Below are 23431 nucleotides of genomic sequence, written 5' to 3'. Positions count from 1 at the left end.
GCACCTACCCCCTAACCCTATGAAAATAAAGCTTCTAATCTTATTCACTTTGGCCTTAACCGGACTTTCGTGCAAAACAACCTCAAAGAACGCCACCCCCCATGGAAAGCTTAAGATCGAGTGGACAGAAAATTTAGAAGGCGACTTTTCCTTTAAAGACAAATGGAGTTATCCTGAATATATTTATCGCAACACACATGGACAATTAAGCTGCGATGGAAATTGCCCCTTGGAAGCCGACCGAATGAAAGATGCGTCCGGAAGAATCTATAAAGATTCCTTGCAAGCCTTCTATGCCCTTATCGATACCACCCATGTATTCCACTCTTTACGATCGGAAAACAGGATGTATGAATATTCCGGGACCGATTTTATCGAATTCCATAAAACCGAAGACGGAACTATCAAAGGGAAATCGGCAAATAACGTTTCCACTCACAGCAGTCTCATTATAGAAATACAAAACGATTCATGCTTGGTTTGGGTCGATTTTAATAGCATCAGGGGCTTAGGCCAGTATATCTTCCCCCTTACAAAGGGAAGCATTACAATTGACCGAAAGCGATTTGAAAAAGGCACTTTAAAAGCTGCATTCGATTTTCATTTCAAAAACACCTTAGAACCGAATATCCCCCTTTTCTGGAAGGGCTTGATCTATAGCAAAATAAAAACCGAATGAACCTGTACGAAGGCACGGCAAAGCAAAGGCTATACGGATTTTGATTTGAACAGGAAAAACGAAACGGCACGCCGACGGACTAGCCTTAACCTATGCTCAGCGCGAGCGACACCATCAATTATGGAACTATGAAATACACCTATATAACACTGCTCTTCCTTTCCCTTGTTCTATGCAGCTCCGGAAACGAAACTAGCCAAGAAACCTTTGTAACGCCCTCAACTTACATCGATAGTATTTTTACCGCTGTCAAAAACAATGATTTCGAAAAGTTTAGAAGGCAATTTGATTCCCGGGAACTAAAAAAAGCCAATCGCCTAAAAACATTGGGGAACCTTAATGAGGTCCAAGAAAAATTTATCCTTTATGTAGATGACCATGAAAAAGGACTAGTCCAGAATTACAACAACCTTAGGGATACCATAAACAAATACGGCCTAAGCCGAGATAGGCAATACCACAACCGTTTTGTGTATGTAAACAGACTTGATAAAACCCATAAGCGGGTAGAGTATGCCAAAAGTGTCGATTTTAGCTTTTTAAAAGACTCTGTGATCTTGACTTTTACCCCTTTCCACTATGAATTGCACAAGACCGACACCCATTGGGTTTCTAAAAATAAACTCGAAATTAAAAGGTATCCCGTACAGGAAATCTCTAAAAGCCCCCCCTATTTTGTCAATACCATCCGCGAAGATTTTATCGCCTACGGTGAAAAAATATATACCCTGATCAAAAATAAAAATCTGGAGGACTTAAAATTAGAATACCCTCAAAAGGATGAATTCGGGCTATTGAACACTTCCGAGGAAAGTCTTGAAAAACTACCGAGGTATCTACAGGAAAACCATGTTAAATTAGAAAAAGAGTTCGATACCTTTACTAGTGTAGAATCGTTATACCGAGAAAGGACAAGCGTATTATGGAAGAAAAAGAACTACAGAAACGAAGGGAATACGAGGGTTACGCTGTATGTCAAAACCACAAAGGGCGACAGGCTCATAAATATAATTTGTATGCCCACCGAAAAAAGGATAATGTTAGACCATATATCCACTAAGCTGATTACCCCCTAGAAAAATGAAGGTTGCGTTAGGGACCATATTAAAAGATCCGTTGGCCTGGGCATGCACCAAAAGGCTTCCTAGTGTTTTATATTTACCCTTTCAGTTTCCATTTTTTATGAAGAAATCCCTATACTTTCGTTCGGTAATTCAAAAAAGGAAAAACAGTTACACCACACAAGCCTTGGCCCAGCCTTGGTAAAAACAAATAGATCTACTCTTGGAGCAACTAAAAAAGAACCAAAAGGCCATCATTATTTCGCTTTTCTTCACGCTTATAGCCCTATTATCAATTTATACCTGGAGAAAAGAAGCATCCCTGAATTCCAACAGAAAAATAACCATAGGGAGGGTAACCGACGTCAACTATTCCATTAAGGACGGATATATTTCCTATGAGTTCTACGTCGACGGAGAGCATTACGATACAAGTGACCCCGACGACGCCGGATGGCCCAAATATTTCCGACAGGGCAAAGCGGTCAAAAACCAGTTCTACCCTGTGGAATACGACCTTACCGACCCATATAATTCTAAAATTAAAATAACCCAAACGCCGATCAGCTTAAAAACCGTTTTAGAAAATGGAACCAAAGTCAAGGGTTTGGTCGAGAAATCGAGTCCGGTATCCGATTCGTATGTAGACCTATACATCAGCTATACCTTCCTCAAGCGTCAATTTAAATTCAGGACAAGATTGCACAGAGACAGTTTACCCTGCGGAACGGCCGATAGCTGCCCACAAAAAGAGATCGACCTGATAATATCCGATTATTTCCCCGATGCCAACGATCTGTATTATTCCAGCTATGACAGAATTGCCAGGGAAAAAGCGAAAAGAAGAAACCCTAGGTATCGATAAAAGATGATTACCTCCAGCCCCGGGCATCCCTTACAACCTTCTTCCTTCCCTTGAAAATACCGCCAAACTTTACAAGTTTAGAAGAATGCCTTTATCTTTGAAGCATTAATCTACTAATGGGCCCTAGCAAATGCCAGCTGAATTTTAGCACTGCCCTATGGCCCTATCTAAGCGCCCTAATACTATAAACACATAAACCATTATATATACAGATGAAAACATCATCATTAACGTCCGCCCTCGCCCTAGCTGCAGTAGTTATCGTACTTTCTTCCTGTGGGGTAAAAAACAAGAAAAGCCCAAGCAAGGATTTTGAGGACCATCACACCCCTGAAATCGCATTAGATTGGCAGGGGCGTTACTATGGCCTACTGCCCTGTGCCGATTGTGAGGGCATAGCGACCGAATTAAGCCTCGATAACGACCTCAGCTATGTTCTGACCCGAGTCTGGAAAAAAAAGGGCACTGCCGCGTCCGATACCCTAAAAGGGAAATTCACATGGCAAGGAAACCATATCAAGTTAGAAGGCATGGCCGACCATAGCGGCCCGACCACTTTTAAGGTAGAAGAAAACCGTCTTCGCCAATTGGACATGGACGCAAATGCAATCACCGGCCCATTAGCGGCACATTATGTACTTTCGAAAATGGGAAATCAGCAAATTGAAGACCAAAGATGGCAAGTAGTCGAACTCAAGGGAAAACCGGTAAACGGTACTCCGGAAACGCACTACCTTATTTTTCATTCGAAAGAAGGACGCCTTGAGGCAAAAATGAATTGCAACGTACTATCTAAAAGTTACAGGATCACCGATCAGTTCAAGATTACCATCGACCAAGGTATTTCTACCATGATGGCCTGCCCCGACCATCTAGAGGCCGAATTCAACAAAGCCCTTGACATGGCCGACAACATTGCCGTCGGCAACGGAACAATGACGATCAACAAAGCGCGTATGGCGCCCTTGGTAAGCCTTAAATTGGTGGAATAAAAGTCCCGTTTTCCATATACAACGACAACTTTTCCCATACCTCAATGTTCTAGCATATTAAATAAACTACCATGAAAATTGAACCCCTTAAAGAAGGGCAAAGCCGCAATGGCATAATTTGCGAAAGCTTTCTCATTAGTGCCTATACAAGCATTGAAGAACTAATGGATACCTACAGGCAACTTTTAGTACGAAACAAGGGGAATTCAGTGTTGCTTACCCTTGATGACTTGGCACAGGCGGAATACACCTGTGGCCATTCGACGATGACCCATGATTTAGATGAAACGGAAAACTACGATTTATCGACGGTCGACCCGCTAGCATTTGAAGATGGGGAACACATTGGCTACTTATCGACCCCATCTGAATTCTTTATAAGAAAAAACAATTTTGACAAGCTCGTAAAAGGAATAGCATATTCTTCCGTGCTTCAAAAAGACTTAAGTGTAGATGACGAAGAGCTGGAACGCTTGATCCATGCAAATACCGATCCGTATGCGTGGATCGATGAATATGTAATCGCGAAAATAGTTCCTGTAGAAAAATCCTATGAAGCCATTTGTGCCTTTCCCAATGGATATTTCAGTTGTGACCTAAATCCCTTTGAAAACTATGTTTTGGCCAAAAGACTTTACGACAAATACGGATACGAATTATTAGGGATTGGAGCCTCACTGCTCGGCTTTGTCAAAAACGAAAAACTTCAAGAAAAAGAATACGGAGCCCTCGTAGCCGATTTATCAGAACTATATCATCGTCCTGAAGCTGAAATCGAAAAAATAATAAACCCCAAGCACAATTTGCTTTTCCTAAAATATACCGAGCAATTGGAATAGCAGGACAAGGCCTCACCATAGAAAAACAGGGCAGGAAACAAACAACTCCTTCCCTGCCCTTTTTAAAACACCCGTAGTAATCCATCTTGCTTTTTCCGTAAGACTACACCTTCATAAATACATGTGATTTACTATCTTAGTCTTTATAAGCTAGGATAGCATTAATGATTATATCCTGTTGTTACCACACATTTGAGAAAAATACTATGATGAAACTATGGAATTTTAAAGTAAAAAATAACCCTAACGAGATTAGTACTAAATTAGAATCCGCACTTACACCTGTTGGATTTGTTTTTAATACAAATCGTGATGAAAATAATTCAATAACATTCAAAGTGCGTAAAAGGATTCTTTACGCTTGGTATATGGTATTTCAAAATTGGACTATTGTCAATGGAAAATTATTAAAAACAGATACTGAAAATAAGACCGATGTAGAAATTTCCTTTAATCAGCACTTTCTGATAAAATTGATAGTATTTACACATATCTTTTTAGTTTTGGGTCTATTGATCGCGATTATTGCGGGAATAAATAGCAGTCCTTCAATCTACATGTTCGGTGCAATAGTACTAGCTCTAGGAATTGCATTATGGATTGGGGTACAGAAAAAATTCGAAAAGGACATTCAAAAATACAAAACATTAATTTCCGAAATATTAGAATCTTGACGGAATTAAAAATCTTCGCGTGAATGGACTTGAAAAACATCTTGGTAAAATAGAATGCGAATCGTTGCGAAGAAAAAAGGTTTGGTAACAATGGTAATCGTTGCACAAGCCGTTGATTCTCCACGGAACGGATTCATATAAGCCTCTTTACGGGGCTTTTTTTATGTCGGGTCAGAATCGAGGCACCAAATTTAGATGCTTTATTGTAAGCTTCCCTTAAAACCGAACTGTTTAAAAAAGCAACATAAATTAACCTAGATTTGTAGAAAAGCTGTCCTATAAATTGGGGGATGAACACCTACTACCCCTCCAACCCCCCACTAAACATCTATGATAGATATGTTGCTGCAGAAAAGGATGTGCTTGGTTTAATTTGGCTAACAAAAATTAAAACGATATGAGAAAGATTTTTTATTTATGTGTACTCATTATGTTCGCTTGTTCATCAAAAAAGGTAACCTACTACCAAGGGTATGTTTACGATGTTAATCATAAGCCTTTAGAAAATTTGGTAATTGAAGGTCGAGATTATTCCGAAACCAAATCATTGACCAATAGCCAAGGTTATTTTAAAATGAAAACGAGACAAAATTGGTTTGAAACATTTCTTTATGTTAAAGACAAAGAAATCAAGATAGATTCAATACAAGTGTTAAGAACACATCCCGAATTTGTTCAAAGTCATCATTTTGTAAACGGTAAGAATGACACATTGTTCTTAAGAGTCAAAAAACAATAATCTATGTCAATTTAACTTTATTTCCTTGACCATAATCCTTTTTTTTAATAACAAAGGTAGTCTTACAAAAAGAACTGTTATCAGAAGAACGAATCGACGAGAAAACGGTTTAGAACAACGGTAACCGTTGCACAACTCGTCCTCAGGAATAAATTAATAGTTTTAGAATTATCAAAAACAATTAAAACTCAATGCATCAGCTAGTTATATTTTACTAAAAAAACAACCAACCCATAACCAATGATAAAATTCTTTAGAACAATTCGCAAAAAAATGCTGACTGAAAATAAATTCAGTAAATATCTACTTTATGCTGTCGGTGAAATTATACTTGTTGTGATTGGGATATTAATCGCTTTACAGATTAACAATACCAATAATTACAACGAACAAAGAAGTCTAGAGCAGGAATATTTATTATCCCTACAATCAGAATTTGAAACGAACCTGAAAAAAATAAATGCCTCTATTCAAGAAAATGAACTGCGTATACAGTCACTTGAATATCTATTGACTTTGTTTGACCAAAATGTGCTTGACACAGTCAATAGTCAAATAATTTCTCAAAAGCTCGCCCCCATTTACGGCAGTGAAATTAGCTATATGCCGGCAACAGGAGTTTTAAATGACATCATTAGCTCAGGTAAGCTCAATATCATTTTGAATAAAAGCTTAAGGCAACACTTAGCCTCTTTTGACAGTTCATTGAATTTATTGAACAAACAGATAGATGGAGCAAAATTCACAGACGAAAAACTGCGCGCTATTCTTTATGAAAAGGGAAGTATACGGAAAATAGTGATGGATATAGGATTTATGGATTTTGAGTACCCGTCGATTTCCGAAAAGCTCGATAATAAGCTGATGTTCGAATCAATTGAATTTGAAAATTACCTATTGGGTTATCGATTGTTGGCAAATGCCACGAACGGACCACGGCTATTCGGCCGCATAAAGACGGAAATAGAAACCATACTAAAGGAAATTGAGCGAGAACTCGAGAAATAACGAAAGTAAGACCGTGGCGATAAGTAATTACTGCTTTACGCTTACTTTAAAAACGCATTGTAGCCAATTATAACCATTGAATTAATTTTTAAGGGTCAAGGTTTTAAAATCCATATAATCACCTACAAAATTTAAAGAATAAATTACCTCAAATTTAGATCAATACCAACAAGTGCTATCATTACGAGACCAGTCAAGATAATTGTTTCCAGTTTTACGTTAGGAAATGCACACATAACAAGCTTTCCCGATGATCAAAATTCACGAATTTTATACAAAGTTCCATTATACCGTGTTTATGTTGAGGAAAGGGACGCAGCGAATAACTTAGTGCAAGAAGATTTTGAAGCCGTACGCTTTGGAGTACATAAACCTTATTCTAGCCATCCTAGAATGGTAGGTTTGGCCGAAGCTCAAACTCACCATCTAACATGGGATTGGGTCACTACGATGCAGGAAGATGCATGGTGGGTCTATGATGGATTTTTTATCCATAGAGGGCCGAGGGATCCAATGTTCGGTTTTGGTTCTATTGGGTGTGTAGAAATTTGTGGTATTGGCGAGTGGGACCGATTTAACAATACAATTTTGAATTTAACAGGACTGACGAGCTTTACAGAAATAAGTAATAGACAATTATTAACCGCTGAGTATGAAAGTGCTACTCGGCCTCCATTAACACTTGTATAAGGATGAAACAAATTATTAGTACTCTTTTAGTTCTCTTGATATTCTGTAATTGTAAGGAAAGTAAGAATCAAAATGCAGAACAAATTAATAACCGATTGGAACAAAAAAAAGACAGTGTTTCAGAGCCTCCTATTAAAATAATCGGTGTTGTGTTTGACAGCATTTATAAAAACCCATCGGTACAACTTAATACAATCAATGAAAGCTTAAACGAATTGTATAAAGAAGCTAAGAAAATAAATAATAAAGAATATTTAGATAGGAGGATAAATGACATTAAATTAAAAAGGTTTGCCAAAAGTTTGGCAAAACAGTTTGATAACGACGATTTTACAAGAGCAACACAAATAAATGCCTCCTTTTTAACAAAGAAAGAACAAAAAAACCCAGGGGATATTAGGATAGAAGAATGGTATTTTAAAGATGAAAATACAGCTAAATCTTGTTTTGAGAGTTTGATTGAGTATGAAGAGCGGGAACTCTATTTTAATTTCATAAGTTGGATATGGGTGCAGCAGAACAATAAATTATTTCTCATATTCACTACTGAGTTTAATGTAGATGAAGAACCTATGCAAATTGTAAAGCGACATTTGACCGATGTTTTAAGTAAACAAGGGGAATATGGTATTATTGAAATGCATTGAAATAGTCAATCATCTTGATTAACTTTAGAGCTAATAAATGCTGAAATTAAATCATTATTAACTGCTCGTTTCAAGTAAGATTCTGAAGTTACGCAAGCCATGAAGTGATATCTAGTCGATATTGCAAAAAACAGTGAGCATATAATCCTATCGAAATAGGTCAAATGTTATTTTTAAGTAAATTCGAGTTCCTATATTTTTTGGAGCCATTGAAGACAACACAACCTATAAACAATACGGGCTTCGGGCTTAATCTCAGAACCTGTATATATTTATGAGGTCGCTAAATTGAAAATTCCGCGACAGTGAAATATTCAATTTTAGCTTTGGACAAGAAAAAATAAATTAAAACAAAAAGCTTTAGCTTCGTGCTCAGACGGAAACTGGCCAGCGCATCAACCCTTCCGCTGCGCGCCCGTAGGGGGGCATAGCCATAACCGTTATCATTAATCAAAAAAAACTACATTGGAAATAAGGGAAACCCATAAAAATGGATATACGATTTCAACCGACAAGGATAAATTAGATATTTCCTGTATTCACAAATTCCTGTCGAACGAAGCGGACTGGAGCAAGGGAATTCCAATAAGTACCCTAAAAACATCTATTGAAAATTCCTTGAATTTCGGACTTTATTACAACAACGAACAAATCGGCTATGCCCGGATAATTTCAGACTATTCGACCATTGCCTATTTGGGCGATGTTTTCGTGCTAGAAGCCTATAGGGGAAATGGATTGAGCAAATGGCTCATGGGTGAAATAATGGAGCATCCGAACCTACAGAACTTAAGACGATGGATCTTATTAACCGATACCGCCGATTGGCTGTATAAAAAGTTTGGGTTCAAGCAATTACCTCATCCTGAACTTTATATGGAGAAACACAATCCGAAGGTGTATAAGGCCGTAAAAAACTAATGCCAAAAAAACCTATAATCTATTGCGACGGATTTCCTAAACGGAAATCAGCGCAATTAGCTAACTTTGATTCTAGACGGAAAAGTCCTACTGCCATTTTCCGTGACAGACCGTAGCCTCACCGTTGTACAACATTTGGTACGATATAGAAACACCCTTCAAACTAATTTTGAAATGAACTTAAAAATAATAGTTTTCATTACAGCGACTATAATGGGTTGTAAAAATAATAATCAAACCAAAATTATTGCAGAAACCCAAACTAGTCCCATAAAAATTGAAAATAACGCGATAGAGGTTGAAATAGATACTGCCTTGATATCTAAAAAATTAGCTGTTGATAATATCTATAACAATCTTAACTTAAACAACGTCGAAATATCTATCCCTTTTCAATATTCAATAAAATTAAATAAAGAATCAAATGCTTTTGAATGGGATTTATACGATTTATTTATAAGTGACAACTCTTCGGGTTATAGCCAATATGAGTTAGAAAATAATATTCCGTATGACGGTAATAGTAGAAAAGAAGGTAAAATTCACTTTGTAGAAACTCATGACTCAACGGCAATAACTACTGAAAAATTTAAAGATTTAAATAAAGCCGCCTACAAAAAAATATACTATTCGGATAAAGAAAGTATTATATATGAAGACACAAGAAACAATATAGCTGTTATTCGATTTAGATACTTAAAAGAGATAAATTCATTCGCTATTTACTCTAAAACGAATGAAAGCTTCTTTTCAAATGCTTCTAAAGCAGATATTCTTGATTTATCCATTTGTCAATTAAGAATGGCCAAGAATTTATTTAAAGGTCATAAAACTAATAAAGCACGGCACTGGAATACATATAAAAAGTCACTATCCAATTTAGAATCAAAAAAATTAAAAAATACGATTAACCTACTAATCTCTTCAATTGATACTCTAGCTACAAACGCTAGTTATTCTTTTGAATTTGGTGGCAATATAGAAGTTTTATCTATTATGAAAACAGATAGCCAAGTCGAAGAACTATGGAGGTCAATTCATAAAATACCAAAAAATAATTTTATAGATTTTCACACTCTAAATAGTTCGGATATTACTGATAATATTGCTTTTTTACGCGCAAGAGAGAATTATATTAAAACCGAATTTGTAGATAGTAGCTCTGTTATTCTCTTGAAAAAACCCAAATGGCCAAATAGTTTTGATTATGCTATTTTAAAAAAAACAAGAATAAATGAAAATGATATATTATTATATACAGGAGGGCAGATGAATTATGGAAGAGTAAATTCCAAAGAAATAGCCTACTTCTATAATAGCTTACTGAATAATTATCACGATTTGTAAAACGTTTGCCAACAAAGCTCCTATATAAAACAAAAAGAGACGCACAATTATGCGTCCCTTTTTTGTTGTCTCCCATATGCGATCAGGGCTAAACGCCTTGGGCATCGCTAATTACACGATCTATAAAATCGGTGTTGATACGTAAGAGCCTTGCCAGGTTGTACAGCACATGTACTTCGCTGTCGTCTATCTGTCCGTCGGCGTACGATATAATGGATAGGTCCCTGAGAATGTTCAACTTTTGCATTACCGAGAGCACCAGGTCCAAATCGTTCGATAGCTGCTGCACTTCCTCTATCATCTCGTCTTGGGTAAGCCCCTTGATCGTCATCATGCAATTGGCAAAGACCTTAGGCAGCACAATACTGCTCAATGCTTGGATCTCTGACTCGTCAACCACGCCATCGGCATTTGATATCAAGTAGCCCCCTAAGAACATAAAGCGCTGTATTTTTTCCGAATGCTCATCATTTTCTTCTAGGTTTTCGGGCTCCATCAACGACATGATCCGTTTAATTTCAAGCTCCATGGCCTCTTCGGTGACCTCTCCCGTAACCTTGTCGTTAAAGGAAGCATAGGTCTCACTCTTGTTAAAAAGTTCCAAGGCCTTGATCCGTAGCGGACTGAAGGGGTGGCTGCTGTACCAATCCGATGGGTCGTGGTTGGCATCGTTCAAGGCTTCCTCCAAATCTACAAATTGCTCTATATAGGCGTTAAGTTGAAAGTCCAATGAATCGGTAGTCACTCCCGAAGACAGCTTAAAGAAGGTTCGGCCGGCGGTTTCAAAATCTTGGCAACAAAGCAATCCGACCCTGTCAGCACTTATTTCGGCATTTCTGTGCCAGGCATACAATTTCATCGCGTGTATGGGGGCCAGGTCATTTGCGCCAATATCCAAGATTTGACGTACAGGGTAATCAAAATGCTCAAAAAGCACATGGCCAATTTCATGACCGATCACAAAGGTCAATTCCTCTTTTGTAAAACGCTCCAACATTCCCGAAGACAAAATGATATAAAGTCTATTGTCATCCGGCGGGTAGCAAGAAGCATTGAATTGGTCGCTCTGGTAGACGAAAAATTCAATTTCGGGTTTCAGTTGTAAGGCTTGTTTGCAATGTTCCCCAATTTCGTGAAGCATGGGGGCCAAGGTTTTGGTCAACCTTAAACTGGACTTTAACAAATGCTTTCTCGATTTGAACTTGCCATTGGTTTCGTTGACTTTTTCTAAGGTCTGTTGTATCAATTCGTTGTTTTGAAACTCGATAACATAATCCCTATCGCCATCATAGACCAAATGGTTCAAGTCTATATTGGCCCTTTTGTCGCTATAAATATCCGCTACTTTTTCCGCTTCCACCTTTTCGTTTAAGGCATTGATCTCTTCGATACGTTTGGTATAATCATCGGCCAATTTTGTGGCCGTATTTTGAAAAGAAACACTTACCTCCTGTATTTTTTGAAAATCGCCCGTTGCCTGTGCCGCGTTCAAATTGGCCATCATCTCTTCTTGGGCCGTATTAAGGGCGTCTTGATGTTCTTTTTGTAAATCTGATAATGTTGTTGATGTATATGACATAATTCTTTTTTTAAGCTTGAACCGCTGTTTTGGAATTTGAAATTTTCATTAGGTTTCCTTTTAGGTCAAAAATTCCCAAAATCTGATCGTCCCCCTTTTTGGCCAAAATGTTATTACCGGAATTTTCCACTTGATATCCTTTCGCCATTAGGTAATAGAACAAACAGTACTTATGGGGAAACTGGAAGCTTGCCGTCAGGTTGGTGAAATGCGAGCAGATCAATGCCGGTGCGGTTCTTGACTTGTCGTCTACCTCTGCAGATCGCACGGTCACATACACTTTTAGGCCTTTAAAGGTTAAGGGTACATAACAACTGTCTCTAAAAACACCTAAGGCGATAACGGAAAAATACGCGCCGGGATCGGTATCCGTTTGCAGTTTCGGCGATGTTAGATCTTCCAAGTCATAGGCTTTTCCCAAATCCCTCATTCCCAATGAGGTTTGCAAGAAGGCTTCGGGAATACCACTTTGGTTGTTGGCCCAAGCCCATAACCAGCTTTTTTCGTTCTCTGAATAGGTTCCGATTACCTGAATATCAAAAACCTTGTCATCACCGTAGGTCAGTTTACCTTCGAGCATATCACAGCTCCAATTCAAGCCTTCTACGATCTCGCTAAAAATCTCCTGCTTTTCACAGGCCAGGGCAAACGATTGGTTGTACAGCTCATGCATCGAAAATTTCGGGGCCTGCTTTTCCGATGCTTGGGTTTCCCCGGTAGCTGCAGGGCTTTCAGCCACTGGAGCTGCCGTAACAGGGGCCTGAGGTGCAGGAGTTGCCGCGGCAGGGGCTTGGGCCGCCGGAGCCTTATCCGCAGAGGTTTCGGCAAATTCCTCCAGTTTGTTTTCCAATAACTCGATAATGCGATTTGCCTTGTCTTCGACATTATCGGCATTGATAACCGGACTATGGTCGATTTTCAGCACTCCCTCTTCAAAAGTGATGGCCTTCCCTAGACTATGCTCATTGTTTTCGTTTACGATGATTACTTTTTTTAATCCCGCTTGTAAAAGTTCAACTCCCATTTCATCGATACAGATTGCCTTAAACGCTTCGATCAAGGGCTGAAAATATATTTTGGGAAAAGTGTTGTGGTAGATGTGTGAAAAGCGGTCTTCCATTAAGGTATCCCACTTAATATCCATAGGTACGACGTAACCTGCGGCCTTGTTTATTTCGGCCTCCAAGGCCGGATACAAATCGTTTTGAAATGCTTTGATTATTCTTTTTTCTTTAAGTCCCATATCTTTTATTCTTTATAGTTTTTGTAATAATTGCTCTTCTAAAATTTTCGATAGGTCACTTGGCAAGGCTTTATCGATTGCCAATGAAATTATAACTGTTGCGGCTTGGACCTTGACGCTTAGCTTATCGGCCTGTTCCAAGACAATGGTATCAATAGCTTGCCAGGCGCTTTGTCCCAAATCGTCTTTTGTAATTTGGGAAACGACCGTTTGTAAGGCCTTGAACACATCTTTAATGTTCAACCGGTTGTTCAGCTCGTCGAGGGGAAGGGCGTCTATCTTAAATTCCTTGACTTGACTTCCCAACTGTGCCTTTTCGGTGCGTATCCAGCGTTTCAGCTGCAAGACGGTAAGGTTTTCGTTTGCCGCTCCCATCGGTCTGCTAATGGCGCCTTTCGATAAGGCCACGGCCATTTTCTTGGGTTGTTTTACCGTTAGGGCCACTAGGTGCCGTGAATCGAAAAAGACGACCTGTTCGTTCGCCGTAAGCAGGCAGATCGATTTTTGATAGTTATAGTCCTGAATGTCTAGGACGATACCCTCCAGGTAGACGCCGTCAGTTAAGGAAACCCCTATTAAAACAGGTGCTTCATTCTCGAAAACGGCTTGGATCACATGGACAGGTGCCTGGGCCACAAAGGCTTTGTAATACGGTGTATCTGTCATAAGGTAGTAGGGTTGTGAATGCTTATCGACTGGTCGCGAAACAATTGATCGAAAAGGTTTTTAAAGATTTTTCTCCAATAGATCGGTCAACACCTCTGTTCTATTTTCTACCTGATCCGCGTTGAGTATCGGACTGTGGTCTACCGTTAAAATCCCATCGACGAACGAATAGGCATTTTTAGGGTTGTGATGGTCTTGGGTGTTGGTAATACGTACTTCCTTTAAACCTTCGGCCAAAGCTTCCTTGCCCATGTCGTCTGCAGTAATGGCCTTAAAAGCTTCAATAAGGGGTATGAAGTATATTTTGGGGTACGAGTCCTTATAAAGATGTAAAAAACGGTCTTCGAATAAGGTTTCCCACTCAATATTCAAGGCTACGTCAAAACCTGCCGCGGCTATAAGCTGTGCCTTTAATTCTGGAAATTGTTCTTCTTGAAATGTTTTTGTAAATCGGTTTTCCTTTAATCCCATGATCTTTTGTTTTAAGGGTTATTTGTTTATTTGCCTCAAAACTAGGGTGTGAAAATGGGGATTTTAAAACCGTTTTACATTTGCTGTTTTCCGTTTTGTATTTGCGCCTATAGGCTATCCAAAACCTGTTTTAAATACGATTTTTTCCGTGTGGCCACCGGTATTTCCTCGTCATTCGTGAGCCAAACGGAATTATTGCCACTGATCGTTTTTATATACTTGATATTCACCAAATGCGATTGATGTACCCTAACGAAGGTATGTTCGCTCAAAATATTCTCGTAATACTTTAGGTTACGGGCACTCATGATTTTTTTGTCTACGGTATGAAAGATGGTGTAAGCGCCATCGGACTGGCAGCGTACAATATCCTTGATCTGAAGAAAATATTGGGCATCGGCCGTTTTGATCAACAAGGTTTTCTGCACTTCCTTTTCGTTGATTTCAGCAACCTTGTCCAAGGCATTTTTATATACCCGGTCTTTTTCATAGGCCACCCTGAACCGATCTAAACAGGCCGATAGTTCATCGGAGTCTATAGGCTTCAACAAATAATCTATGGTATCGAACTTGATCGCCTTTATGGCGAATTCGTCGTAGGCGGTTATAAAGATAATTTTGAAGGCGATACTGTCCAAGGCTTCCAAAATTTGAAAGGCATTCCCGTCAATAAGCTCTATATCGAGAAAAACAAGGTCCGGACTCTGCTCTTGCAAAAAGGCTATGGCGTCTTGAACATTGTCTATTTTGGCCACGACCTCAATGTCTTTTTGGGTATATCGAATAAGTTTGTCGAGTGTGTTCAGGGCATTAAATTCATCCTCAACTATAATTGCCTTAATCATTGAATTTTCAATTTAAAAAACACTTTTGTTCCTGCAGGGTTGTTGTCCGTATCGAATAGGTCTTCGATAACGAAGGTTTTTTCCTCTCCCTTTTTCCTCATTTTTAAACGCTCTAAAAATACACTTGTTGCGTGCAGTTCTTCCGTTATTTTTTCGTCTTTCGCCTTTGCCGATCGTCCCACCCCGTTGTCGGATATTACAAAGGACAGGTCCTTTCCGTTTTTCTCTATTTTGATCAGAAGCTCCCCGCCTTCTTTCTTCCCCTTTAGGCCATACTCAATGGCATTTTCAATAAAGGGCTGTAACAGCATTGGGGGCAGCATTACGCTAGAGGGATCGTCTATACCTTCAATTTCTATTGAATATGTAAAGGCATTGTTAAAGCGCAGTTGCTGGGTTTCAATATAATTGGCAACCATTTCCATTTCCTTGTCCAAGCTAATCGATTCCTTTCGTACGTAATCGAAATTTTGACGGATCAACTTCGAAAATTTGGCAATGTGGTTCGATGATTTTATGGGGTTTCCATCCAAGATTATATTTTGAATGGCGGCAAGGGTATTAAAAATAAAATGCGGGTTCATTTGTACGCGCAATAAACGCTGTTCCAATTTCGAAGCCCTATTTGCGGCCCGCAATTTGGTGTTATAGATAGAAAAGGCCGCAATGATAAGTAAAAATATAAAGAGGACGACCGTACTTATCAAAAGCCAGGTGTTTCTACGGTTTATTTCCTTCTGGTGTTGAATTTCGGTCTCTTTTCGTTTGACTTCATAATTGACGTTGGCAAAGTTTAAAAGCCGGTTCTTTTCCAGGTGGTTTACGTTGAGCTGTAAACTATCCCTAACGACCTGGTGGTTCAGCGCCTTGGTGTAATCTCCCGACATAATGGATATGGCAATAAGCTTATCCCTTACATCTATTTCCTCCTTCATATCCTTGTTCGCCCTATAGATGGCCAATGCCTTGTTGAAATTGACCTCTGCGGAGTCGTTTTGGGCCTTTAATAAAAATAGGGAACCCAAACCCTTGTAGGGGGCCGCATTTATCGCTTTTATGTTCTTGTTCAAGGTAATGGCTCCCCTTAAAAATTTCTCGGAGCTCTCGTATTCCCCGGCTTCCATATAGGTGTAGCCTATATTGTTCAGCACACTTACCAAGGTTTTGGGATCTCTTTTCGTTTGGCTTAAGGCCATGGCTTCGGAGTAACTGGCCAAAGCTTTGTTATAGTCCTTTAGTTTTAAATATACACTGGCCGTATTGCCCTTTATTGAGATCAATGAGGTGGTGTCTGCTTCTATGGTATATAGACTGTCGGTCAATTGTATATACGACAAGGCCTCTTGGTAATCCTTTAACCTAAAATGCAGTTTGAACAATTGGTTGTACGCTTTACCTTCTATACGCTTATCCCCTATCGACCGACTCAGTTCCAAGGCTTCTAAGGCATATCGCTGTGAGGTTTCTATATCTCCCATATGAAGGGCGGCCCCACTTAGGGTAATGAGGGAACGGGCCTCGTTGTAGCCGTCCTTTAATTCAACAAATAATTTATGGCTTTGTTGCTGCGTATTAAAGGCTTCCAAATATTTGTCGTTCAAGTATAGGGCCTCCCCCTTGTTGAACAATAACAGGGCCCGTTCCTTGTCGTTCAGGTCTTTACTGTTTTGCAATAGGCTATCTAATTCGGAAAGGGATTTTTCAGGTCGCGTCAGCCTTGTACTGTCTAACACCGAGAGTCTTTTTTCTATACCGGGGCGTATGCTGTCTTGTTTCTTACAGGCCGTAAACCCTAGCAAGAGTGAAATGGCAAATCCTAAGCGCCAAAAGCTTTTGTTCTTTAAAATCATGTAAGCGAAACTCGATGTTCTTTGAATAAGCTAAAGTAAGAAATCGCCAATGTTTAAATAAGGGTATTTGCCTTGTTTTTCTTGTCGTTGGAGCACCTTTAAAGCAATATTTTACAAAAATCAATGCAGTAGAAGGCCCGAAAGCTGTTTCACCTCCCTAGAACCCTCTGTCGTTTAGACCTTAACGAGCTATTGTTCGAGCTAAGGACTTCTCGGCACGGCATCGATTTTCTCCCCGATATTTATGTAAGCCCCACAATCGAAGGTCGAAAAGCCGATAGGGGTGATTTTTGGGGACAAGCCATGGAATTAACCCAGAAAAATAACGCTTGCCATACGCGACAAAGATGGCGGACTTCAAGCTTAATCCCGGGGTTTGTGTATTTTTATAACATCGCAATGCCGATAGGGTTTTGCCTTGGACAAAAAAATAGAAAGATTCCGCTAAAGATATAGCGGAAAACCAACGCCGGTTTGCACCCTGGGTCCACGGCCCAGCCCTTGTAAGCCATTTGAAAACAAGATATGAGAATAGTAATCCTCTTTTTATTTACTTCCAATTTCGCTTTCGCCCAATATTGGGGCGGACAAGAAATTAATGCGTCCGATCTAAGCCCTTGGGTTGCAAAATCTGAAATTGAATACGCCGGAAGCTATCATTTTGGGGAAAGTGAAAGCGAATCGGATCTTCGTGTGTTTTTCTCTGACGGCTGTATCATCGGACAGGTTCTGAGCGGATATTGGGAAGAGAGTACCGGAACCTTGAAAGCGAATTATATCACCCTCACCCATATCGCCATAGATAAAAACGGAAAATTTACCAGTGACCAACATTCCGGGCAGTTCATTAGATACAAAACGGAATCGGGCGACTATATCAAAGGACTGAAAATCAATAATCCCTGGTCGAGCTGGATCGAAGACAGTGAATTTGAAATTGGCGCTAGAACGGAGCTCAAGTTTGAAGACATCTATTCCGGAAAATATAGGCAAGCATCTTTTAGAAAATTACACCGTGAGGAATTAAATCAAATGGGTAAGGATGATTTGAAATTAATGAGAAATGAAATTTTTGCGCGCTACGGTTATATTTTTAAGGAAGGAGGGGATATGGATAAGTATTTCAAAAAGCAAAAATGGTATCGGCCCGAGCACGAAGAAGTCGAACAATTTTTAACGGAAATTGAACGCTATAATGTGGAACTCATTAAAAAAATTGAATAAGAACAGATCCACAAAAACCTCTTTAAGGGGCTTTTTTTTGCCCTGACAAAAGTTTTAGCCACTTGGATGGAAGCCCTAAAACCACTGAAGTCCACTTTTTTTTTTAAGATCAAGGTGTATAGGATTTACTACCTTAGTCTATATAAGAAGGATGGCATCATTAACTATATCGCGTTGTTAGGCGGCATTACTCATATTAAGGAACTTTGCTGATAAATCAAGTGCAAGAGTTATTTCCTTAAGAATTTTTGAAGTAAGAAATTACCGTAAGCCATAAAATGAACAAACTATTCATTATAATTTTAGCCTGTCTTTTATTCTCGTGTAATAACGAACCGAAAACATATCTGGACTCGGCTATAGATATTATGCAGGAAAATTCGATTGAAACTGAGAATGTCGACTGGAAAAATTTAAGGAATTCCGCGCACAAGAGAGTAAAAGAAAAAAATACCATCGAAGAAACATATCCTATTATTGAAGATGTTCTAAGACAATTAGGAGATCAACACAGTTTCTTTATAAAGAAACAACCCGCAACCGAATTTCAAGAAGTTGATAAAAAGATGCCTTTCGTTGATGCTAAAATTTTTGACGGGCAAATTGCATATTTGAAAATTCCGGCATTTAATGAAGACGGGGAAATCGCCAAAAAGTTCGCAACATACATCCAAAGTAAAATAACAAAACTCGATAGACCCGAAATAAACGGCTGGATAATTGACTTATCAGAAAATTACGGGGGTAATATGTGGCCGATGTATTTAGGACTAGCACCAATTTTAGGAGAAGGTATTTCAGGTTACTTTCTGGATTGGGAGAAAAATAGCGCCGAGTGGAGTTTTTCGAATAATACCGTCTACACTGGAAAAGATATTAAATTAGAAGTTGAAAACTCATATACCTTAAAAAAGAAAGCACCTAAGATCGCTGTCTTGATAGGGGAAATGACCGCCAGTTCGGGAGAGGCCATAGCAATAACGTTTAAAGGACTGCCATGCACAAAATTCTTTGGAAAAAACACTGCCGGACTATCTACGGGAAATGTGGTTTATCCATTGAGTGATGGAGCAAAACTTGTCCTAACAACAACGATTATGGCCGATAGAACAAAAAAATTATATGGAGGTCAAATATCACCCGACATTATTACGAACAATCCCAAAGAAAAAGCGATCGAATGGCTGGTAAAGGAGAAATAACACAGCATAACACCGGTACCCCTTCACAAGCCCATACCAAATAGAATAACGACTTCCATAACCGCTTTTTAAGGCGGTTTTGTCCTTGAAGCGACCACAGAGAAGGACAAAGGGTTTTTAAGGCAAAGACCGACCTATCTACGGTTCGCAGCCCCCTGGAGCCCCTGTTAAAAAATTTCTTAACAGCCTTACGTAAATCCGTAAGGCCGATGTGCGTAAAGGTGGTACATTAGAGGTGCTAAAAAGAAGGATATAGATTTGCAGGTGCTATAAGAAGGATGGCATCATTAACTATATCGCGTTGTTACCAATTATTTTAAAAATGGAAATTTTTTTTTTATACAAACTTTATCCTCTCTCTATTTTAATATCGCTCACATTATTTTCTTGCCAAGAAAAACAAACCTCCTCTATTAGTTTGAATAAAGCAGATGGAATCTATAAGTTAAAAGAACAACCATTTACAGGAAAAGTTTTGGACACTACAAGGTCAGGGCGAGTATTACTAACGTTTAATTGCGTGAAAGGAAAAATAGATGGAAAATATCTTGAATATTACGCAGAAAATGGTAATCTAAAACAAAAAAGCACTTATATAAAAGGAAATAAAACCGGTCCATATTTACAATTAAAATTAAATGGAGATACTATAACTTACGGAACATTTTTAAATTATAAAAAAAACGGAATTTGGAAAGAATTTTATGGTAATGGTAAATTAAAATCTGTTGGTAAATACGAAAATAATTTGCAAAATGGATTGTGGAAATATTATTATTATAATACTGGAAAAATCAAAGCTGAAGGACACTATTTAAATGGAGATGAAACTAAACTAGGTCGTACATCAGTTCCCATAAGTGGTAGACATGGAGAATGGCAATTTTATTTTGAGAACACTGGTAAACTTAAACAAAAATCTGAGTTTGAAAACGGAATTAGGTCAGGTAAATTTACAGTTTATCAATCAAATGGACTAGTCGAATTTACAGCCAATTTTAAAAATGACAAATACCACGGTGTTGTTGAAGTTTTTGACAAAACAGGTAAGTTAGAATTAAAAAAGTATTACGAAAATGGCGAGCAGATTTCAGATAAATAATGAATCGTAATTTAATTTAAAGGCTGTAATGGAAAAAACAATAGGTAGTTGCACAACCCGTCATCAGCAATAAATTGATAGTTTTTGAATTACCAGAAATAATTGAAATCTAATATATCAGCTAGTTATGTTTAAAAAAAAATAACCTAACAAGTACATATTGATGGAATTCATGGTTGTGCATAAGCTCGAAAATGACTACAAAACATGAAAAATAAAGTTCAATTTCATAGAAATAGGAATAATTTGACCCAAACCGAACTTGCTGAAAAATCAGGTTTATCATTGCGGACTATTCAGAGAATTGAGAAAGGAAATACCCCAAAAGGATTCACATTAGAATCCCTAGCAAATACTTTAAAAGTTAAACCAGAAGACCTATTAAATAAAAAAATAGATTTAGAGAAAATTAAAATCATCAATATATCAGCACTCTCTTTTTGTATCATACCTTTTGGGAACATAATTCTACCCGCTATTTTAACTTTTAAAAGTAAAAATGAAAAAACAAAATCACTAGGAAAAGACATATTAAGCGTTCAAATTATTTGGAGTATTATTACATCTATTTCATTAGTAGTTAGTCCTTTCCTTCAGCATTGGTTTCAAATAAACACTCCTATACTCATTATTCTATTAATTGTATCAATCTGCATCAATGTCTTTATTGTCTTTAAAAATTCGATAAGTCTAACCAATCATTCGGAATTATATATTAAGCCCAATATCAAACTGTTATAAAAGATGTCATACCATTGACGCAATATTGTCGGTATCTTATTTTCAAAATTTATACTAACTGTCAGATTTTTGTAAAATAAGATTAAACCCTTCAATATAAAACAGATGAACCAACAAAGAATAAACGGGAAATATATTTTTATAAGCATCGTAGCTGTTAGTTTTACTTGGTTACTCCACGAATTTACTCATTGGCTTACAAGCGAATCTTTGGGATATGACTCAATAATGAGACTAAATTCTGTATCCTTTGCTGAAGGACAGGAACCTACGGAATGGCATAAAATTTACATTTCGGCTACTGGACCTTTAATTACTATTTTTCAAGCAATAATTGCATTTATCACTCTCAAAACAAAAGGCTGGAATAAATATATATATCCCTTTATATTCGTTCCCTTATATACGAGGTCATTAGCAGGAATAATGAATTTCATCAATCCAAATGATGAAGGCCGAATAAGCGAATTCTTAGGTATTGGGCTTTTTACAATATCAATTATTGTTTCTGGATTTCTATTTTTTTTAGTCTTTAAAATCTCTAAAAAATATGGAGTGAATTGGAAATTCAACTTTTGGACAACAATAATTACGACGGTAGTAAGTTCAATTTTAATATTATCCGACCAGTTTTTTGGAATCAGATTATTGTAAAATAGACATAAATTTCGGGAAAAGCCCATGCACAACAAAGTACCCCTTGCACAAGCCGTCATCAGCAATAAATTGATAGTTTTTGAATTAATTAAAACATAATATATCACTTAGTTGCAGCAATAAAAGAGATTTTCTAAAGTTCGGTCAATATCCGAACTTTTTTTATATTTGCAATTGTAAATGAGACTGACCAATAAGAAAATATTAGAAAAGCTAAAAAGAAAGAACAAAGGAAATACTCCTTTAATTAAAGCTATCGACAAACTAATTAAGGATGTTGACGAGAATGATTGGAAAGACCAAACGGAATTAAACGAAACGAGACAGGATGCTGATAATGTTCATAGTGATGGATTTTATTTTTTTAACATCAATGTTCACAGAACAATGATTCTGATTGAGTTTGACGATAATGAAGCAACGGTAGTTTGGGCAGGAACACACCAGCAATACGAAATGACTTTTAAGAACAATAGAAACACCATAAAAAAGTGGTTAAAGTCTAACGATTGGATTTAAAAACAATATTATGAAAACACAATTTGACATATCTCAACTAATAAAAACTGGAAAAATTCAGAATGAACTGGATTTTGAAAGAGCATTGATTGCGGACAGAAAACTACGTGTTCTTTCAAAAGAAAACCCCAAATTCAAATCTATTCGAAAAAAGTTAAGAGATTTAATTGAGCAGTACGAAAATGAGAATTGGAGTGCGGAATCTAAAATATCTGACAAAAAACTAGGTGAAAGCGATGTTGCGGAATTGATTGCTGAAAAGGAACGTTTATTTATCCAGCGAAGAAAAGAGCTTATAAGAAAGAAACTAAAGAACTTAAACCTAACTCAACAAGACTTTGGGAAAGTTTTGGGGCACCAAAGCAAATCCTATATGTCTGAACTGATTAATGGTGTAAGTCCTTTTTCTTTAAAGGATTTAATTGTTATTAATCGAATTTTGAAAATTGATTTAACCGATTTGGTGCCGACTTTTTTGCCACAATCCGATAGAGTGAAAATTAGAGCAACGATTAAAAAATTAGATAATCCAAAACTGAAATTAAGTGAAGACGATTTAGCAATAGCGTAAATTACTACTGCCAACAAAAGTAACCCTTGCACAAGCCGTCATCAGCAATAAATTGATAGTTTTTGAATTATTGGAAATAACTAAACACAGTACATCAATTAGTTATGCTTTACAAAAAAACTACCTAACAAGTATGTATTGATGGAATATATGGTTGAGCAACAAGCACATCGTATATAAAAAATAGCAGTTTTATCGCTTAACTGAAATAATAGTGATAAATTAAACCGTAACCTCCGCATATTGTACCGGATTGGCAGGATAAAAGACAGAATGTTCCGCATATAAACAAGTTGTGC

The 23431-nt window shown here is 37.8% G+C and carries 24 protein-coding genes; 18 read left to right on the top strand and 6 right to left on the bottom strand.

What is annotated here, in order from left to right:
* Window positions 1-19: 19 nt before the first annotated feature.
* The 11 genes from BW980_RS05460 (at window position 20) to BW980_RS05400 (ending at window position 10462) form a co-directional block, all read left to right on the top strand.
* A complete protein-coding gene (locus BW980_RS05460; RefSeq protein WP_076453949.1) occupies window positions 20-679 on the top strand; it encodes a hypothetical protein in 660 nt (219 codons plus the stop codon).
* A 92-nt stretch (window positions 680-771) separates the two neighbouring features.
* Window positions 772-1755, top strand: a complete 984-nt coding sequence (locus BW980_RS05455; protein ID WP_076453948.1) for a hypothetical protein — start codon at window positions 772-774, stop codon at window positions 1753-1755.
* A 208-nt stretch (window positions 1756-1963) separates the two neighbouring features.
* Window positions 1964-2605 (top strand): hypothetical protein, encoded by a 642-nt coding sequence (locus BW980_RS05445; RefSeq protein ID WP_076453946.1) that lies wholly within the window; start codon window positions 1964-1966, stop codon window positions 2603-2605.
* 212 nt (window positions 2606-2817) lie between these two features.
* Window positions 2818-3597, top strand: coding sequence for a copper resistance protein NlpE N-terminal domain-containing protein (locus tag BW980_RS05440; protein ID WP_076453945.1), 780 nt, complete (start codon window positions 2818-2820; stop codon window positions 3595-3597).
* A gap of 71 nt (window positions 3598-3668) precedes the next feature.
* On the top strand, window positions 3669-4436 hold the full coding sequence (locus BW980_RS05435; RefSeq protein ID WP_076453944.1) for a hypothetical protein: 768 nt from the start codon (window positions 3669-3671) through the stop codon (window positions 4434-4436).
* Window positions 4437-4642: 206 nt separating this feature from the next.
* Window positions 4643-5110: a DUF423 domain-containing protein gene (locus tag BW980_RS05430; RefSeq protein WP_245799960.1), complete on the top strand. Its 468-nt coding sequence runs from the start codon at window positions 4643-4645 to the stop codon at window positions 5108-5110.
* 397 nt (window positions 5111-5507) lie between these two features.
* Window positions 5508-5849 carry a hypothetical protein gene (locus tag BW980_RS05425; protein ID WP_139327615.1) on the top strand — a complete coding sequence of 114 codons (342 nt, stop codon included), beginning with the start codon at window positions 5508-5510 and terminating at the stop codon, window positions 5847-5849.
* 240 nt (window positions 5850-6089) lie between these two features.
* On the top strand, window positions 6090-6857 hold the full coding sequence (locus tag BW980_RS05420) for a DUF6090 family protein (RefSeq protein ID WP_076453942.1): 768 nt from the start codon (window positions 6090-6092) through the stop codon (window positions 6855-6857).
* 692 nt (window positions 6858-7549) lie between these two features.
* Window positions 7550-8194, top strand: coding sequence for a hypothetical protein (locus BW980_RS05410; RefSeq protein ID WP_076453940.1), 645 nt, complete (start codon window positions 7550-7552; stop codon window positions 8192-8194).
* Window positions 8195-8659: 465 nt separating this feature from the next.
* On the top strand, window positions 8660-9115 hold the full coding sequence (locus tag BW980_RS05405) for a GNAT family N-acetyltransferase (protein WP_076453939.1): 456 nt from the start codon (window positions 8660-8662) through the stop codon (window positions 9113-9115).
* 174 nt (window positions 9116-9289) lie between these two features.
* Window positions 9290-10462 (top strand): hypothetical protein, encoded by a 1173-nt coding sequence (locus tag BW980_RS05400; RefSeq protein ID WP_076453938.1) that lies wholly within the window; start codon window positions 9290-9292, stop codon window positions 10460-10462.
* Window positions 10463-10550: 88 nt separating this feature from the next.
* Here the strand turns inward: BW980_RS05400 and BW980_RS05395 are convergent, their stop codons facing one another.
* From BW980_RS05395 to BW980_RS05370, 6 genes are all read right to left on the bottom strand, one after another.
* On the bottom strand, window positions 10551-12041 hold the full coding sequence (locus BW980_RS05395; RefSeq protein WP_076453937.1) for a M48 family metallopeptidase: 1491 nt from the start codon (window positions 12039-12041) through the stop codon (window positions 10551-10553).
* A gap of 10 nt (window positions 12042-12051) precedes the next feature.
* Window positions 12052-13284, bottom strand: coding sequence for a DUF6882 domain-containing protein (locus BW980_RS22520; protein ID WP_076453936.1), 1233 nt, complete (start codon window positions 13282-13284; stop codon window positions 12052-12054).
* 12 nt (window positions 13285-13296) lie between these two features.
* A complete protein-coding gene (locus BW980_RS05385) occupies window positions 13297-13950 on the bottom strand; it encodes a hypothetical protein (protein WP_139327612.1) in 654 nt (217 codons plus the stop codon).
* A 60-nt stretch (window positions 13951-14010) separates the two neighbouring features.
* The gene (locus BW980_RS05380) at window positions 14011-14421 is read right to left on the bottom strand and encodes a hypothetical protein (RefSeq protein WP_076453934.1); all 411 of its coding nucleotides are present in this window, start codon (window positions 14419-14421) and stop codon (window positions 14011-14013) included.
* A gap of 107 nt (window positions 14422-14528) precedes the next feature.
* A complete protein-coding gene (locus tag BW980_RS05375) occupies window positions 14529-15266 on the bottom strand; it encodes a LytR/AlgR family response regulator transcription factor (RefSeq protein WP_076453933.1) in 738 nt (245 codons plus the stop codon).
* Window positions 15263-17116 carry a tetratricopeptide repeat-containing sensor histidine kinase gene (locus BW980_RS05370; RefSeq protein ID WP_076453932.1) on the bottom strand — a complete coding sequence of 618 codons (1854 nt, stop codon included), beginning with the start codon at window positions 17114-17116 and terminating at the stop codon, window positions 15263-15265. The genes BW980_RS05375 and BW980_RS05370 overlap by 4 nt, the downstream gene beginning before the upstream one ends.
* 525 nt (window positions 17117-17641) lie before the next feature.
* Here BW980_RS05370 and BW980_RS05365 point away from each other — a divergent pair.
* From BW980_RS05365 to BW980_RS05335, 7 genes are all read left to right on the top strand, one after another.
* A complete protein-coding gene (locus BW980_RS05365; RefSeq protein ID WP_076453931.1) occupies window positions 17642-18340 on the top strand; it encodes a YARHG domain-containing protein in 699 nt (232 codons plus the stop codon).
* Between the two features lie 278 nt (window positions 18341-18618).
* Window positions 18619-19542, top strand: coding sequence for a S41 family peptidase (locus BW980_RS05360; RefSeq protein WP_076453930.1), 924 nt, complete (start codon window positions 18619-18621; stop codon window positions 19540-19542).
* A 322-nt stretch (window positions 19543-19864) separates the two neighbouring features.
* The gene (locus tag BW980_RS05355) at window positions 19865-20644 is read left to right on the top strand and encodes a toxin-antitoxin system YwqK family antitoxin (protein WP_076453929.1); all 780 of its coding nucleotides are present in this window, start codon (window positions 19865-19867) and stop codon (window positions 20642-20644) included.
* Window positions 20645-20851: 207 nt separating this feature from the next.
* Window positions 20852-21385, top strand: coding sequence for a helix-turn-helix domain-containing protein (locus tag BW980_RS05350; protein ID WP_076453928.1), 534 nt, complete (start codon window positions 20852-20854; stop codon window positions 21383-21385).
* Between the two features lie 105 nt (window positions 21386-21490).
* The gene (locus tag BW980_RS05345) at window positions 21491-22039 is read left to right on the top strand and encodes a hypothetical protein (protein ID WP_076453927.1); all 549 of its coding nucleotides are present in this window, start codon (window positions 21491-21493) and stop codon (window positions 22037-22039) included.
* A 183-nt stretch (window positions 22040-22222) separates the two neighbouring features.
* The gene (locus tag BW980_RS05340) at window positions 22223-22561 is read left to right on the top strand and encodes a type II toxin-antitoxin system HigB family toxin (RefSeq protein WP_076453926.1); all 339 of its coding nucleotides are present in this window, start codon (window positions 22223-22225) and stop codon (window positions 22559-22561) included.
* A 10-nt stretch (window positions 22562-22571) separates the two neighbouring features.
* The gene (locus BW980_RS05335; protein WP_076453925.1) at window positions 22572-23132 is read left to right on the top strand and encodes a helix-turn-helix domain-containing protein; all 561 of its coding nucleotides are present in this window, start codon (window positions 22572-22574) and stop codon (window positions 23130-23132) included.
* The last annotated feature ends 299 nt before the right edge of the window (window positions 23133-23431 follow it).

The organism is Zobellia uliginosa, from assembly GCF_900156625.1.
Taxonomy (GTDB): Bacteria; Bacteroidota; Bacteroidia; order Flavobacteriales; family Flavobacteriaceae; genus Zobellia; species Zobellia uliginosa.
The sequence above is the reverse complement of the archived record's forward strand: the minus strand, read 5'-3'. Positions and strand labels throughout refer to the sequence as shown.